The sequence below is a fragment of the Affinundibacterium nitidum genome (genome assembly GCF_014284155.1).
In the GTDB taxonomy this organism is placed as follows: domain Bacteria; phylum Pseudomonadota; class Gammaproteobacteria; order Burkholderiales; family Burkholderiaceae_D; genus Undibacterium; species Undibacterium nitidum.
Map to the genome: position 1 here is coordinate 15,486 of NZ_JACOFZ010000014.1, position 16,713 is coordinate 32,198.

At 46.1% G+C, this 16,713-nt stretch carries 15 protein-coding genes; 3 read left to right on the forward strand and 12 right to left on the reverse strand.

Annotated features, from left to right (window positions below):
• Positions 1-13: 13 nt before the first annotated feature.
• The 6 genes from H8K36_RS18460 to H8K36_RS18485 form a co-directional block, all read right to left on the reverse strand.
• The gene (locus tag H8K36_RS18460; protein ID WP_186918002.1) at positions 14-499 is read right to left on the reverse strand and encodes a phage regulatory CII family protein; all 486 of its coding nucleotides are present in this window, start codon (positions 497-499) and stop codon (positions 14-16) included.
• 93 nt (positions 500-592) lie between these two features.
• Positions 593-1,516, reverse strand: coding sequence for a methylglyoxal synthase (locus H8K36_RS18465; RefSeq protein WP_222611279.1), 924 nt, complete (start codon positions 1,514-1,516; stop codon positions 593-595).
• A 39-nt stretch (positions 1,517-1,555) separates the two neighbouring features.
• A complete protein-coding gene (locus H8K36_RS18470; protein WP_186918003.1) occupies positions 1,556-2,845 on the reverse strand; it encodes a putative bifunctional diguanylate cyclase/phosphodiesterase in 1,290 nt (429 codons plus the stop codon).
• Positions 2,846-2,856: 11 nt separating this feature from the next.
• Positions 2,857-4,566, reverse strand: a complete 1,710-nt coding sequence (locus H8K36_RS18475) for an HD-GYP domain-containing protein (RefSeq protein ID WP_186918004.1) — start codon at positions 4,564-4,566, stop codon at positions 2,857-2,859.
• 188 nt (positions 4,567-4,754) lie between these two features.
• Positions 4,755-6,704, reverse strand: coding sequence for a CocE/NonD family hydrolase (locus H8K36_RS18480; protein ID WP_186918005.1), 1,950 nt, complete (start codon positions 6,702-6,704; stop codon positions 4,755-4,757).
• 118 nt (positions 6,705-6,822) lie between these two features.
• The gene (locus tag H8K36_RS18485; protein ID WP_186918006.1) at positions 6,823-7,536 is read right to left on the reverse strand and encodes a GGDEF domain-containing protein; all 714 of its coding nucleotides are present in this window, start codon (positions 7,534-7,536) and stop codon (positions 6,823-6,825) included.
• A gap of 97 nt (positions 7,537-7,633) precedes the next feature.
• On the opposite strand from H8K36_RS18485, the gene H8K36_RS18490 reads away from it, so the two are divergent.
• Positions 7,634-8,542 (forward strand): 1-aminocyclopropane-1-carboxylate deaminase/D-cysteine desulfhydrase, encoded by a 909-nt coding sequence (locus H8K36_RS18490; protein ID WP_186918007.1) that lies wholly within the window; start codon positions 7,634-7,636, stop codon positions 8,540-8,542.
• A 6-nt stretch (positions 8,543-8,548) separates the two neighbouring features.
• On the opposite strand, the gene H8K36_RS18495 is transcribed toward H8K36_RS18490, so the two are convergent.
• From H8K36_RS18495 to glpD, 5 genes are all read right to left on the reverse strand, one after another.
• The gene (locus H8K36_RS18495) at positions 8,549-8,914 is read right to left on the reverse strand and encodes a hypothetical protein (RefSeq protein WP_186918008.1); all 366 of its coding nucleotides are present in this window, start codon (positions 8,912-8,914) and stop codon (positions 8,549-8,551) included.
• Positions 8,915-9,035: 121 nt separating this feature from the next.
• Positions 9,036-10,088, reverse strand: coding sequence for a substrate-binding domain-containing protein (locus tag H8K36_RS18500; RefSeq protein WP_186918009.1), 1,053 nt, complete (start codon positions 10,086-10,088; stop codon positions 9,036-9,038).
• Positions 10,089-10,376: 288 nt separating this feature from the next.
• Positions 10,377-10,601: a hypothetical protein gene (locus tag H8K36_RS18505; protein WP_186918010.1), complete on the reverse strand. Its 225-nt coding sequence runs from the start codon at positions 10,599-10,601 to the stop codon at positions 10,377-10,379.
• 35 nt (positions 10,602-10,636) lie between these two features.
• Positions 10,637-11,407, reverse strand: a complete 771-nt coding sequence (locus H8K36_RS18510; protein WP_186918011.1) for a DUF1700 domain-containing protein — start codon at positions 11,405-11,407, stop codon at positions 10,637-10,639.
• A 157-nt stretch (positions 11,408-11,564) separates the two neighbouring features.
• Complete coding sequence (glpD, locus tag H8K36_RS18515) at positions 11,565-13,100, reverse strand: glycerol-3-phosphate dehydrogenase (protein ID WP_186918012.1); 1,536 nt, start codon at positions 13,098-13,100, stop codon at positions 11,565-11,567.
• A 303-nt stretch (positions 13,101-13,403) separates the two neighbouring features.
• Here glpD and H8K36_RS18520 point away from each other — a divergent pair, with 303 nt between their 5' ends.
• Both H8K36_RS18520 and H8K36_RS18525 read left to right on the forward strand, forming a co-directional pair.
• Positions 13,404-15,059: an MFS transporter gene (locus H8K36_RS18520; RefSeq protein WP_186918013.1), complete on the forward strand. Its 1,656-nt coding sequence runs from the start codon at positions 13,404-13,406 to the stop codon at positions 15,057-15,059.
• A gap of 213 nt (positions 15,060-15,272) precedes the next feature.
• Positions 15,273-15,827, forward strand: a complete 555-nt coding sequence (locus tag H8K36_RS18525) for a hypothetical protein (protein ID WP_186918014.1) — start codon at positions 15,273-15,275, stop codon at positions 15,825-15,827.
• Positions 15,828-15,840: 13 nt separating this feature from the next.
• Here H8K36_RS18525 and H8K36_RS18530 read toward each other — a convergent pair whose 3' ends face one another.
• Positions 15,841-16,671 (reverse strand): branched-chain amino acid aminotransferase, encoded by an 831-nt coding sequence (locus H8K36_RS18530; RefSeq protein ID WP_186918015.1) that lies wholly within the window; start codon positions 16,669-16,671, stop codon positions 15,841-15,843.
• Between the last annotated feature and the right edge of the window lie 42 nt (positions 16,672-16,713).

Genomic DNA, 16,713 nt, shown 5'->3' on the forward strand with positions numbered 1-16,713 from the left:
CTACGACGCGACATCAAACACCGCGATGGTGTTGACGAATACGTTCTCGCCATTCACCGATAGCGGCTAATGCAGCTTGGAATTCACGTTCAATCAAATCGGCCTCATGTGTCGTAATTACACGGTCCATCATTGCTGCGGAGACGGCCTCGGCCGCATTGCCAACTTGGCTCATTACTCGACAGACCGTTTGTGATAAATCGTCATCGGTAAATTCACGAGGTTCAGGTACCAAAAAACCCGCCATACCGTGTCGTGCTAACATCGCATGCAAAGGCAACAAAGCGTCTTTCACACCAGCTTCCTGGCACAAGGCAACAATCTCAGAAACCTCTTCAAAAGAAGGGTAATGCGTTTCGATTCCGGGCGCCAATTTATTTCTTAGTACATTGACTGACATTTTCAGGTCCGATGCTAAGGCTTCAAGTCCGCCGGGATACGCTCGTGCGACTTTGTATAAAGCATCATGCTGATTCATATCGGAGTATCTGCGTGTCATGAAAAATCCTTACTAAGAAAAAGGCCGTCTACGGGCAGGCGCTGCAAATTGTACAGAATTGTTGCCGAATTAACCATCAAATTTATATTTCAATTATGCCCGACTGAGCGCAAGCCTCTGCGTCATTAACTGCAACCAGCGGTCACTGCCATCAACATCGCTTACCACCAATGAAAAATCCGTCACTGTACGCGCAGCGCGCTCAAGAAGTTGAATATCGGCTTCGTGCTGACGTGCAACATGGGGATCTTCCAAAAACAAAATACGACGTATTTTTTTCTCTAGTACCAATTCTGCGATTTGCGCATCTCCACCCATAGGCCCCGACAAAAAGGGTTGTACCCAATAGCGGCCAGCGTCAACACCTTTGATACGTTGCGCCAGCTGATTTAACAATGAACCAGTGGTGCCAGTCGCATAACGATGTTCAAATTGATCAAGAACATGAAAATGCTTCTCAGCGATTTTCAACATTTTCTGTTTCATCGCATCATGCGCAATCAAGGCAATGCTTTCTTTGGCGAGATCGAAACCACGACCTTCACTTAGGTGCGTGGTGGATCCGCTAGTGAGGGCTTCCAACTCCAACCATTCACAAGCACTCGCCAAGGTTGATAAAAATGGCTTACCGTGAATCACACATTGGCGCTTCAATGCAAGAGCCTCAGGAAACACCGACGATGGATCAACTGGATCAATCAAATACACCACTGCGTCGACCGAGTTATGTGGGTCACTATTGACGACGTGCGCAACCAATTTCATTAATCCACCATCACGGCCATAAGGAAAACGAATATGTGGATCGCAAAGTTGACTCAGTCCATGCGAATGAATTGCATCTAAAGTTCTACCCACAACAACCCACTCAGGATTCAGTGCAAGTATCGATTGTTCTCCGCGCTTAAACAATTGCACGAGGGCTGAGCCAGCGGCATCTTGATGCGATCGATTAGCAATCAGGCCGATCCGCAGACGCGGTTTTAAAGGACTCACTAGAGCTTCTGGGTTTGCCATTGTTATGTTCAATCTCCAACGCTAAAAATTATTCTTCATTCACAACTTATCGTGAAAATCACGATGAAACTTTTCACACCAAGACAATAGCTCAACTGCTGGCATAGGATGCGCAAAGTAGTATCCTTGAATTTCATCACACCCCATTAGACGTAATGCATTGAGATTTGCTTCTTGTTCGACACCCTCTGCAACCACCGCCAAACCAAAGTTGTGAGCCAAACTGATAATGCTTTGCACAATTTGTTTATCTTGAGTCGAGTCCATCATTCCTTGCACAAAAACCTTATCGACCTTGAGTTCGTCAATCGGAAAACGACGCAAGTACGCTAAGGAAGAATAGCCCGTTCCAAAGTCGTCGATGGATAGCTTAAAACCCAAACGCTTCAAATCAAACAACAACGCAGTGGTGTGATCAATATCATGAATAAAGGCGCTCTCAGTCACCTCCAAACCTACGGTCGAAGCAGGCAAATTCCACACACTTAATGCTCTCGCCAAGACTTTGGGGAGTTGTTCCATTCCCAAGAGTCTGGCTGATAAATTGACCCAAACGATTACCTGCAAACCTTTACTGCGCCATTGCGCTGCTTCCTGAAAAACCTTATTGACGACCTGCATCGTCAGCTGTTCAATTAGACCAAACTGTTCCGCTGTATCGATCAAAATATTGGTTGGTACAGACTGATGGTGATCAGTTGGCCAGCGGACCAGGGCCTCCACCGATTTCACGCTCTTCGAGCGTAAATCAACCTTAGGTTGATAACGCATTTCCAATGCGTTATTGTCCAGCACTTCTTTCAGCGCTTGCGGTAAATCATCTGGCCCAGAACGCTCACGCTGCTCCACTCGAGCCAGCTCAAAACGCATATTATTTGACTGCGCATTACGTTGAGCCAAATCAGCGATACGGAGCAATTCGGTCGCGGCTTGCGCATGTAAAGGAGCGCAAGCGATGCCAATGCTCGGTTGAAAGAACACAGTTTGCGTTTCGATTCTCAAAGGTGTGTTCAAAGCATTCAGAATTCGATGGCAAGCGAGGACCGCAAGCGCTTCGGAAGACAAATTTGGAAGGAGAAACCAACATTCATTTTCGGTGGCAAAAACGAATCGATCTTTATCACGCAGGCTGGGTTGCAGGCGATCAGAAAAATGTTGCGCAACAATACTCGCATAGTGGGGATTCAGCAGCGTCTGAACTCTATCAGAACGCTGGAGGCTTACGACCAATAGCGCTAGATTTTGTGCATCCGAAACCTCTTGCAATTCCAATTCAAGCAATTGCATAAACTCATTTACCGAAGACACCATGCAACTATCACCGGGCATAAATTTTTCCATCATGTCGCCTTATAGAAATCGTGACACACTAAGCCATAAGCGCCATCCGGAAGGCCACGCATAATACTGATACGCTCTGCATCATCAACTAAGTCCTGCTTGAGTAGATCAAACATGATTGGTTTCTCCAACAGAGTTTTATCACTGCGAGTCAAGAGTAAGACCTTGGGGTCTAGTCTTCGTACTTTATTGTGCTCCAGAACAATCGCAATTTCCCCGGTAGTTAGTTGGATCAAGCTACCGACTGGAAAGATGCCAACAGCCTGCACAAACTCCTCCACCAGAGGCGCATGTAGCTGGCCTTCTGCCATCTTAAATAACTCTTTCATTGCATCAAAGCTCGATAGAGTCTCACTGTAAGTGCGCTCAGAAGTCATCGCGGCAAAACTATCGGCAATCGCGGCCATACGCCCGAAAATACTAATTTCCCCGCCACTCAAGCCACGTGGATAACCACTTCCATCCATTCTTTCATGATGTTCATTAATCCCTAATCGAACATTAAAGCTGAGTGGCTCCTTCGATTCCAACAACTGTATGCTTGCATCAACATGTGTTTGGATTAATTCAGCCTCTTGTTCGGACAATCTCTCCGGCTTACTCAACAAGGCTGGTGGCATTTCCAACTTTCCAACATCAAGTAGTAATCCGATAAAGCCGAGCTCGACCATCTGCTCCTTATTAAAACCAATATGCCGACCTAAGGTCAGCATATAGACAGAGACTTTTAATGCATGTGACACCACCACCGTATTTTCAGATCGCATCCTCAGCAACCACATCATTGCCGAAGGGTTAGCGATCACACTTTCCGACAACAACTGCACGGTAGGCAGAACCTCCTTCAACTCTATCGCTTGCATGTTACGGAGGTCATGCTCGAGTTTGGTAATCAAAGCTCCCGCCTTGGCTACTACCTCGCGAGCACGCACCAGCTCTTCACTCATTGTGGTTTCAACGGGATAATGAAACAAGTGAATTTCTTCAGGAACGTATTCAGGACGATGCTTCTTTTTACGTGGCGAAGTCGATCTATTCCATAAAGATCCATGCCAATGACTTCCACTTTCATTCCAACGCAACCACTTCTCCCACCAACTCATTTCAAGCAATTCGGGTGTACGCTGTTCATTGCCGTGCACGGCCGCGACGAATTTGCGCAAAGAAGCTGAGTTTGACTTTTTGATATGAGTGATCGTTGCTTCAGTAACCTGGTCCAATTCAACTTCTTCTGAACTGCTCACTTCACGCTTAACATGAAGGTTCGCTTTTACCTTCTGCTGTTGTGCATATTTACGGGCCCGATGGTGGCGCAAGCGTCGCGTTGTTGCAAATTCGGAGCGTGTAAATTTACGATGAAGCCATGCCACAACCCGCTCTAGCTGATTTGGCTCGGCATCGTAATGTATTTGGATATGTTGCCCTACCGTCCGACGTTGAGCAGGATCACTAGACTCTGGCGCTTCATGTAAGCGATCAAAAGAAATATCGAGCAAAGCATTGTAATTGCTACGACTAGGGTCAATCACGACCTCTTTCACCAATCCTTGCAAGGTGTGCAGGTCGAGCTCTTCGCTCAGCAGAAAACCTTGCAACAAAAACGGCGATTGCACCCACGGACGGTCCAATTCCGCTACGAACATGCCAAGACGTAATTCATCAATAGAGATACGCAAGGATTCACATAATTGTTGTGAACTATTCGGCACAATGTTCGCTTCTTAATAAAAACAATTGGAAAAGATGGCGGAACGAAGAAAATTCGGTCTGTCTCGAACCACTCAGTGTAAATTAAAGCTGACTAAACATCAGCATCGACAGCACCGTTTATACAAAAAAACCCACATAACGTGGGTTTTTTCTCGCCTTTTTAAACATGTGTATACAAATTCACCGATTAAGGTTGAGCATCCAATGCTGGCAGTACCTGCACTTTAATGCTACTGACTTCATTACCCGCGCGGTACAAGCGATGGTTTGCCTTAATAAAATCTGATTCCTTGGCCTCAAAAATATTCTCCACAAAATTTTGCGGATTTCTATCAATGAAAGGGAACCAAGAAGATTGAATTTGGATCATGATTTTATGGCCACGTTGAAAGGTATGCATCACGTCATTGATGGCAAATTTAACCTTCGTCGGCTGGTTCGGTTCGAAAGCCTTTGGATGCTCGAAACTTTCACGGAAACGAGCTCTGAATGGTTCGCCGCGCACCAAGGTTTGCTGTGCACCACGGTTCGACTCACCAGGTAAAGTATCCATCTTGTTTGGATTCACATCAATCAGTTTCACAACAAAGTCGGCATCGGTACCGGTGGTACTAACGATCAAGTTAGCTTCCAGTGGCCCGGCAAACGTAATATCGCGATCGAGCACTTCCGTTTGATAGGTCAACACATCAGGACGCGTACTCGCAAATCTCTGATCGGCCGCGACATATTGATTACTCCAGCGATTGGTAATTTCCGTCGTATAAGGAACCGGTTTTGCTGGGTCACTAACGTACTCATCAAAAGCGGGCGAGGCGGCAGAGGGCATCTCGAAGCTGAGTTTTCCATTAGCATGGAAGTACAAGGCCTTGTTTTGGGTATTTGCAGGAGGCCATGTGTCGAAATTACGCCAACGATTTGCGCCTGTTTCAAATATCCATGCTTCTGAAAGCGCCGGTTTATCACCACCTTTCAAATGATGCTTGAAGAACGCAAATTCAATTGTTTGATAGTTAAGTGATGTTTTGAATCCAAAATTTGCATCACCAACTTTTTCACCTGTAGTGCTTTGCCAACCGCCATGAACCCATGGTCCAATTACTAAGGTATTGCTGATACCCGGATTATTTTTTTCGATCGCCTTATAGGTTTGCAAAGGTCCATACAAATCTTCAGTGTCATACCAACCACCAACGGTCATGACGGCCGCCTTAATATTTTTCAAATGTGGCAGCAAATTTTTCGCTTGCCAATATGCGTCGTAGTTTGGATGTTGAGTCAACTCATTCCAAAATGGAATAGCGCCTTTGAGGTACTTCGCATTCGCATTTCCAAGTGGGCCGAGTTCTAGAAAAAACTGATAGGCGTCTGGCGTTCCCCAGTCAAAAGCGGGCTCATTATTCACATCGGTAGGCTGTGGCCTCGGTTTGCCAAAACCGCTAAAAAAGCTGAATGCAAGTTGCACATTAAATGCGCCATTTCTATGCATATCATCGCCTCTAAACCAATCAGCAATCGGAGCTTGAGGAGACACCGCTTTCAAAGCGGGATGTGAATCAATCGCCCCTGCTGAAGTATAAAAGCCAGGATAAGAAATACCCCATTGCCCTACTTTGCCGTTGTTGCCTGTAACGTGATTAATCATCCATTCGATGCTATCGAAAGTATCACTACTTTCATCGACGTCAGCCTTACTCGTTTTCTTCGCGATGTGAGGGCGCATATTAACGAACTCACCCTCGGACATATTCTTACCACGCACATCTTGGAAAGCAAAAATAAATCCTTCTTTTTCAAACTCAGCACTCGGTCCAAGACGGGTTTTGTATTTCTCAGCGCCATAAGGTGCGACTGTATATGGGGTGCGCACTAACAAAATTGGATAACGCTTAGTCACACTCGCATCGTTAGGAACATAGATCGAAGTGAACAATAGTTTTCCGTCCCGTGCAGGAATACGATATTCAAATTTGCTATAGTTCTTACGAATGTATTCGGCGCGCTGGGTCGCAGCGTCTTTTTCATCTGCAACGGATATAGCATTCAGCACATTCGTACTGGCGAAGGCGTTTATTGTAGGTAGCGATGTGCCACAAAATGCAATTACTACCGCAAAACTGATGGAGCTCAATTTCATAGGAAGAAATCCTTTAAAGGAAAGTCGGTCGATGCTTACCATGTGAAAAATCTACGCTAATAATGAGTCAAAAAAAGCGCACTCCTTTTTTGACAAAGCGAACAATATAAAGTTCGACTTAATCGTCTGCTGTCGGGTCAAAATCAGGCAATTCAGCATCGACCTGCACGATCGTATCGTAACCCTGAGCCCTTGCTTTTTGTAAGGCATCACTGGCACGGCTCAACACCTTATCAACCGCATCGCCTGGGGCATTTGGAGTCAACCCGGTACTAAAACTAATCTGCAAACCAGGTGCAAGATCAGTCCAGGCATAGGCTTGCATGCGCGCTTTTAAGCGCTTAATCGCAACCAGACTTTGATCTAACCAAGTGGTTGGCATCACGATAGCAAATTCCGTTGCCCCGACGCGGCCAAATGAATCGAGGCTACGCAAAACCGCTCCGGCCTCATTGGTGAGTACTTGCAAAATGCGTTTAGTCACATCTTGACCATATTGCTCCATTATCTCAGGCAAGCGATCCACCCCAATTAATGCCACGGTAAAAGTGTGGCCAGTCCGCTTCGAGCGCTGCAATTCATTGTCGAGTCTCTCAATAAATGTGTTCCGGTTCAAAGCGCCTGTAAGGTGATCGTGAGTCGCCAAAGTTTGCAACTGATTCATCACGGCCTCAAGTTTCGGCAATACGTCATCGCGTATTCCCCCCTCCTTGATCTGAGCAATCGCCTCCAACAATTGCTGCTGCGCGAAGGGTATCGTCTGTTTAGTATTTCTTGCCATATGCATCGCTTTAACGGTAGTGGCGACAAAATTAAGGGAACGCAAACTCATTTACTCGAGCGCGAATTACACCTTTCTCAAAACACTAGGACTACAATAGCTACTTTACCACCTTGCCTACATTCGGCAAGTCTCTATGTCTGCTTAAATGCAAGTCACACCACTCCAACAAATCGAAAGCGGCTTGTTTTCGGGATATAAGATCTGGATGAAACGAGATGATCTCCTTCATCCTATCGTCTCTGGAAACAAGTACCGAAAGTTAAAATACGCATTACCCAAAGAACATAGCAAGGAGATAAGTACAGTAGTCTCTATGGGAGGCCCATGGTCTAATCATTTACATGCACTGGCATATGCGTGTCGAGAATCATCTTTATCCAGCATCGGGCTGGTGCGTGGACTGCGAAAAGACAGTGATCCACTCACTGCCTGCCTACAGGACTGCGTCGAAAATGGTATGCAGTTGCATTTTGTCTCACGCGAGGATTATCGTTTATTACGCGAAATCCCTGACTATTGGCGCAAGTTCATTTCAAATGACTCACCCCAAGTTAAGTGGCTCGCAGAAGGAGGAAAATCTATCGAAGCGATGCGAGGCGTGACCGAAGTTGTTGAAGAAATTCAATTACAACTTGGTCAAGCAGCTGATGTCATCATCTGTCCATGTGGTAGTGGCACAACGATGGCGGGCATCGTTTTGGGGATGAAAGGAAAGGGGCGCGCTATCGGCGTTGCAGCAGTTCAAAATGCGGGCTTCCTGTCTTCGACAATCTTGGAAATGGTGTATCAAGGCGGAACCGGATCTCGTGACAATTTCGAAATCCTCACTGAGTTTGACCACGGCGGTTTTGCCAAAACAAGCCCTGAACTTCTCGACTTTTGCGATCACTTTACCGCAGAGACTCAAATTCCAATTGAGCCCGTCTATACTGGAAAAATGTTGTATGCGGTGGCTGAGCTTTGCAGTCGAAAGTACTTTAATAATATGCACAATATCGTCTTACTACATACTGGCGGACTACAAGGGATACGTGGCTTTTCTTCTCAGCCCTAACACTTGCTAGTAGCGGTGCTCATCGATCAGGTGCTTATTAAAACTATACTTAGTGCCCCCCTCAAGAATATCCACCAATTTCTTAGGGTTCGCCGCCGATATAAACACGTCAGCCACACCGTCTTTAACTCGAAACTTCGTTGCTGGACTCAAAATGCAATTCGGCTTGAGCATAATGTGTCGAATGATGCGAGCTTTTTCGCTGCAAATAAGGAAATGGTTCTCACGTCGAAAATTGGCCAAAGGAATATTGAGCCACCAACCTTCATCGTTCACATAACGCACTAATTGCGAGAACTGTGTATTACGCTCATTCAGCGCATTGCTCTGTAAGGATTCGTTGGCAATCGCGATTGCTTCTGCTTTGTTCATGTTTGATCCTAATACTAGTCCGAATACTACTCACACCACCCATATAGGAAAGCGGATCTATGTCGGACCAAGAAATAAAAAAGGGCGAATTATTCGCCCTTTTTGAAGTTCATGCAATCAATTACTTAGCCCAGTAAGTCAGATACTTATTGCGGAAATCATTCGAAGGATCAAAAGTATCTTTCGGTCCACCGTCATAATTAATATTTTGCAGTGTCACCAGATGCAAAGGCGCATGGTAACCGCTCGGTGCCGCATCAGACATCGCGCGGTTCAACTCATCGATTAACTGCCAGCCGTGCAATGCCAAAGGTTCTGGTACCGTACCCACTTGTAAATCACTCTTGCGAATACGTTTGAACGCCGTTGGAGATCCATCACCGGCGGAAATTCCACGCAATTTATTGGCTTCGACCATGGCTTCGATTTCAGGCTTGTCCATCATATCGAAATACACGTCATTGATCGCAATAATGTGAGTCCATTTATTACCATGACGCTTTACCAAAGATTCGATCAAGCTCGGGAATTTCTTGCGAGATTCAACCAACGGTAAGTCTTCGACACTCAAAATACGGCAAGTTTCACATTGCTTCAGTGTTTCAACAATCGCGCCAGATTTAGTTGCTAAATAAGGATTTGAAGTATCCGTAAACACAACGATCCCCGCTTTGCTATTGGACTCGACGGCACCAAACAAACTTGCCAATTGAGCAGCATCTTTTGGGTCAGAAGTAATATTAGTGAACAAACCTGGCACTGGACCTGCTTTAAAACTAGCATGCCAACCGACGACCGGAACCTTGGCTACAGCGGCGGCGGTTAAGCCCTTAGTTTGGCTGGCCGCATCAACGCCAGCGAGCACAATACCGGCAGGCTTCATTTCAAGTGCTTGGTTCACAACATTAGCACTCTGATTGCAGCGCCCGCGGCAATCAATAGACAACACCTGCCAACCTGCGCCTGCAACAGCTTCTTTCATGCCATTGAACACGCCATATGTTCCTGCATCACTCATATCACCGGCGATAAAAACGATTTTCTTATCACGCTGCAGTTTTGGGCCGGTTGTAGGACCTTCCCATTTCGATTTTAGTGCAGCTGCCTTTGCCACTTTCGCGTTCGCAGCTCCCATGAATTGCACCGAGTTTTGCTGTGCTATAGCGCTACTCATCAAGCTTGATACAAAGACAAAAAATAGTGCGCTTTTACGGTGAAAAATAGTCATAAATCCAAATCAATCAAAGTGAAAGAATAAGCGCTTCTGGAAAACCATACTGCACTGCCCAAAGCGGAAAATCACAAACGCTCAAAGATTATCTTAGAAAGTCGGATAGCGCAAATAAAGCATTGGATAATTGACGGCAATTGTGTATTTTTGTCTGCAACCAAGTGGTGAAAGATACACAGGACAAAAAAGGGCGGACTTTCGAGTCCGCCCAAAGGTGAAACAAAGTGACTGTTATGGCTTGCTAGCCGCCTGATTTTGCACTGCAGCAGATGCAGCTGCTGGTGTCGGGCTTCCCACTGCTGGAGCATTCGCTTGAGCCACACTCGGTGCATTGACTACTGTCGGCTGTGACACTGGGGGACGAGGTGCACTAGTACGAATCACTATCGCACCCAATACCGCTATAACAAAACCAAAGGCCAGCAATCCAAGACCAATTCGCGCGATCGTTTTCATGAGTTTTTCTCCTTAACATAAATTAATGACAACGATCAAGCTGCAAGAGGTGCTCGCAAAATCGACAAATTCCACAGCAAATACTTCTTGAAGCCGATGAACGTTAAGCGAGTCATCATCAAACACAACAACAGCAGGCCTGTACCCAAGGCGAGCAAGGCAGCGCCGAGGAAGAAATGCCAACCATGCATTTGATTCTTAATGGTAATCGTCGATGCTTGATGGTCGAAATGCATCGCACTGTCCTGATCGATTCGCGCCATTTCTACCGCTTCGCGCACACCCTCTTTATCGACAATAATTCCGCGCTCACTCACATCGACCCGAATATTTCTGGCACCAAAATGCTTCACATCGTATCCACGATGATTTTCGGCATGCGAATGGTATGGTCCTTTAAACTGCACTTCAGGGACACCAGACATACTCGCTGCGAGAACTCCCACGCCAGCGAGCCACACCGCCAAAGATCCGATATAGGATGCGAAGAGAAAAACACTATAGGCGAGTGCCGGGACGACCATAATCAAATTGAAAAACATCAATCCAATTAAGGCGATGCAAAGTCCAAACAAGTTACCGATATTAAAGTCTCTTTTGAGTGATTGAAAACGCATACTCGCTCTTGCCTGCGCAGCCACCACTCTCGGATGAGGAAGCTTGTCACAAATATCAGCCTCGGACTTGCCAGTTGCAAGCTCAACCTCGAATTGCTTCAAGGTTTTCTCCAACACCTGTGCTTGCGTCGCGTTGGGTAAGTCTTGCATTTCGTGCTGCAATAGATTGATGTATTCGGTCTTATTCATTTTTTCCTCCATTGAGTTCATTCTGGCTTCAAGCCTAAATCGATGGTGTAACTCTAAATGGAAAGTTAATCTGACAAAATCAAATAGCGACCAATTGCACAAAGTGAGGTACAAAGCGCGAATAATCGCGATAAAGAGGAATGAGTCGAAACGATGATTATGGAATGTGAGCCAACCAAGCTTCCAGCACTGAATTGGCATTCGCTGGTAGGTGCAAGCCCAATTTCGTACGGCGCCACAGTATGTCTTGAGCCTGCGTGGCAAACTCAACTTTACAAAGATACTGAACCTCTACCTCGAATAAACCAGGCAGAATCTCTTCACCTAAGGCGGCGAGACTGTCACATCCTTTAAGCATGACATGAATACGGGCTCCATATAATCGAGCATATCTCGCGATCAAAGTTGGAGGAAGAAAAGCGTAGTATTGGCAAGCTTGAGCTAAAAAACGATCCCAATTTATTACATTTTCATTGTCGGGAGTACCACGAAAAAGATCCCCACCGGGCAGCACTGCACTATCAGTCCAATCGCCGCTTGTATTGTTTAGTAAAGGTGCGATCTGGTTCAAGGCATCTTGCGCCAAACGCCGATAAGTAGTGATCTTGCCACCAAAAACATGCAAGATTGGAGGCCCTTGATTGTCTAAATCAAAACGATAATCGCGAGTAATCGCCTTAGCATCGGTTTGTCCATCATCAACCAATGGCCGCACTCCAGAATAGGACCACAGCACATCACTTGGATCTATTTGGGTCTCAAAATATTGATTACTCAACTCGCATAAATAGCGAACTTCTTCTGCGGAAATTTGCAACTGGTTTGGGTCTGCATGAAATTCAATATCCGTGGTACCGATCAAGGTGTATTCGTGTTCGTAGGGAATCGCAAACACGATACGCCCATCTGGGTGCTGAAAAATATATGCATGAGCATGCTCAAACAGCCGCTTGACGACGATATGACTACCCTTCACCAACTTCAAATGTTTAGGTGCTAAAGATGGGGAGTATTGATGTTGAAGTTCAGCAGCCCACGCGCCACTCGCGTTTACCACTGCTTTTGCTTGCACCCTTAGGTTGACGCTCTTCTGCGCGCCTTGCTGTACCAAAGACGCGGTCCAGACTCCATCAACTCGCTGCAAATCCATACATTTTGTGCGAGTCAAAATTCTGGCTCCATGCTCACGTGCATCGATCGCGTTCAATATGACTAAGCGCGCATCGTCAACCCAAGCATCGGAGTATGCAAAGCCATGCTTGAAAATTTTCTTCAAAGGTCGACCGACTTCGTGTGAATCGAAGTCAATGCTGTGTGAACTTGGGAGCAATGCTCGCGCTGCCAGATGATCATACAAAAATAGGCCGGCTCGCAATAACCATCTCGGGCGCAAGCCTTCGCGATGCGGCATGATGAAGCGTAAAGGAGAGATCAAATGCGGCGCCAAACGCATCAAGACTTCTCGCTCCTTGAGCGCTTTTCGTACTAATTGAAATTCATAGTATTCAAGATAACGCAGTCCGCCATGAATCAGTTTCGATGAGGCGGATGAAGTGTGTGATGCTAAGTCATCTTTCTCACACAAAATCACTCGCAGTCCTCGGCCGGCAGCGTCACGTGCGACACCCACACCATTAATGCCACCGCCGATCACCAACAGGTCACAGTGATCTGATTCGTCTTGAGAATGCATATCAGTCCCGATTCACTTGATGTAACTCAAACACCTTGGCAAATAGACCAAATTCTTAAAAATTAAGTGTATGGTTTTACATAACTTACCTACCCCGAACATCATAATCGACCTATCAGGGTTTTCACTTATTTTTCGCTTTTCACAACGTTTACGAACGATATAAACTAATTTTTCAATTCCTGACAAATTTCGATTGTCATTTACGGGCAAAGTTGATAGTTTATTAGGCGAGAGCGTAAATATATGAGGAATTAGCAGCACACATTAGTAACATAACGACAATCACAAAAAGGAGACTTTATGAGCACCGCAACAGTTGCATCTGAAGGAATGACCAAAGAGGAACGGAAAGTCATTTTCGCCTCGTCACTCGGTACCGTTTTTGAATGGTACGATTTTTATCTCTACGGCACGCTCGCTGCCATCATCGGTAAGAAATTTTTTACCGCACTCGATCCAAACTCACAGATGATTTTCTCACTGCTCGCTTTCGCAGCAGGCTTTATCGTTCGTCCGTTTGGCGCGTTAGTGTTCGGACGTCTAGGTGACATGATTGGTCGTAAGTACACCTTCTTGGTCACGATTGTGATCATGGGCGGCTCGACAGCGATTGTTGGTTGTTTGCCTGGCTATGAAGTCATCGGTATTGCGGCCCCTGTGCTGTTAATCATTTTGCGTATGTTGCAAGGTTTGGCACTTGGTGGTGAATATGGCGGTGCTGCAACCTACGTAGCGGAACACTCTCCACGCGGAAAACGTGGCTTGTTCACATCTTGGATTCAAACAACCGCGACCTTGGGTTTGTTCTTGTCCTTGCTGGTGATTTTGGGTGCACGTACAGCGGTTGGCGAAGAAGCATTTGCTGACTGGGGCTGGCGTATCCCATTCCTGGTTTCTATTATCTTGTTAGCGATCTCAGTCTGGATTCGTATGTCCATGAATGAATCTCCAGCATTCGCGAAAATGAAATCAGAAGGTAAAGTCTCTAAAGCGCCATTGACCGAATCTTTCGGTAAATGGAGCAATTTGAAGATCGTTATCTTGGCATTGGTTGGTTTGACAGCAGGTCAAGCGGTCGTGTGGTACACAGGTCAGTTCTATGCGCTGTTCTTCCTGACTAACACACTGAAAGTTGATAACGCTACCGCGAATTTGATGATCGCGGCGTCTTTGATTATCGGCACACCGTTCTTCGTGGTATTCGGTGCGTTGTCAGATAAGATCGGTCGCAAACCTATTATTATGGCTGGCTGTTTGATCGCGGCTTTGACTTACTTCCCACTGTTCAAAGCATTGACTGAAGCAGCAAACCCAGCTTTGGCCGCAGCACAAACTGCGAACAAGATTGTGGTGACTGCAGACCCATCTGAATGTTCATTCCAGTTCAACCCAACTGGCACCAAAAAATTCACTAGCTCCTGTGATATTGCAAAACAGGTGTTGGCGGCTAACTCAGCTAGCTATGAGACAGTCGATGGTAAAGGTCCTGCAACAATCGCAATTGGTAGCACTACGATCGAGTCTTATGCTGCAACAGGCTTGGCCAAAGCAGATGCCACAGCAAAAGATGCAGCCTTCAAGAAAACCGTTGTTGACGCTTTACGTGCAGCGGGTTACCCAGCGAAAGCTGATCCTGCTAAGCTCAATAAGCCAATGGTCATCTTGATTCTGTCGATCTTGGTCGTCTACGTCACGATGGTGTATGGTCCAATTGCAGCGATGCTGGTTGAAATGTTCCCAACTCGTATTCGCTACACATCCATGTCCTTGCCATATCACATCGGTAACGGCTGGTTCGGTGGTTTATTACCTGCGACCGGTGTCGCGATCGTTGCGCAAACCGGTAACATGTATAACGGTTTGTGGTATCCAATTATCGTTGCTAGCATTACTTTTGTTATCGGCATGCTGTTCGTCAAAGAGACAAAAGATATCGATATCTACGAAAACGATTGATTTCCAAGCACAATCAGTTCGAAAAGCCCACTTCGGTGGGCTTTTTTTATGGGACAGCTTAAAGCTAAGTAAAAATCCATATTTCCATTTTCTGTTTTTGTAGTAAAAATGCTTATGAAAAATTAAATGCTGTTGGCAAAAAAAGGACTAATATCTAGTGTATGGATCACAGCTTTTGCAATATCGGCCAACCCTACTTTGCAGGAAAACAAAATGGCAACGATCTACTACGACAAAACAGAAAAAGGCCGCGAGGAAATTAGCAGTCGAAAATATCAACTGCCTTCTAAGCTTAGGCCACTCTTAGTCATGATTGATGGAAAACACGGCAGCGAAGAGCTACTCAAACGATTAGCTGCGCTTGGCCTCAACCAAGAGAATTTGAACGAACTGCTACGCTTAGAGTTCATCGCACCAGTTGCAGTACCCAGCCAAGCCGCTGCAACCGAGGCACACAAAGACCATCTCTCAGCCACGCCACAGTCCGTTACAGTGGCTAAAACGGCCCCTATCGAGCTAACTGACGACAAGCCGTCTACCCCTGCTGAGAAAATCGCTACTATCCGTCAATTTTTTACAGAAACGATTAAGGGAAACTTGGGTCTTCGAGGATTTACTCTGCAACTCAAGGTTGAGCGAGCAGATACATTAGAAGATTTTATTAGTTTGAGCGAAGACTACGTTGAAGCACTATACAAAGCAAAGGGACAACAAATTGCGCGCAATCTTGAAGCTCGTCTTAAAGAACTTATCGAGAATGCGCGCTAATGCCTGTGAGGCCTTAATTGGCTTGCATAAACTCCCAGTATAACTTTCGAGCAAGCGTCGCCATTTCGCCGATTGGCATTTCGTGATTTTCATACTTCGTACATGGAATCACTTTGCCATAATTCCCCGTATTAAAAATCTCTACAGCTGACTGCAGCTCTTGGGGGCGCACTGTGCGCTCCACTACGTCCACACCAGCAGTGCCCAAAAGCTGTATGACTCGCGCCCGCGTAATTCCCGATAAGAAGCAGCCATTTGCAATTGGTGTTACCACTCGACCATCAGCATCAACGAAAAACAAATTTGCAGTGGCGAATTCAGCGACATTTCCAAGTGGATCGCAAACAACCGCGTTATCGAAACCACGTTGCTTCGCTGCGACTAATGCACGCGTCGTGTTCGGGTACAAACACGAGGCTTTAGCATTGGTTGGAGCCATACTTGGAGAGGGGCGATGTAGTGTGGAGAGACAGGCTGAGAACCCCTCAAACTTTGGAACCGGTGCATCAAACAGCGTTAAAGCGAAACCTGAACGCGTAGGCACCAAGAGCCCTTCCAGTCCAAAAATCAATGGGCGAATATAAAGCTCAGCGTCGACTGGAAAGCGAGCTACACCCTCGCGGCACAGGGCATCGAGTTCATCAATCCCATATTCACAAGTCAAGCCCAATTCATTGGCACTACGTAAGGCGCGTTCCAGATGCAAGCGTAAGTCTGGCAAGTGACCTCGTATCGCCCTCGCTCCATCGAAAATGGACGAGCCAAGCCAGACACTATGATCCATCGCTCCCATGATGGGAGCATTACCTTCACGCCATTGTCCATCGATATATGTCAAATACATACTTCTTCCTTAGAAATACCCTAAAAAAAAACCCGCCACTTA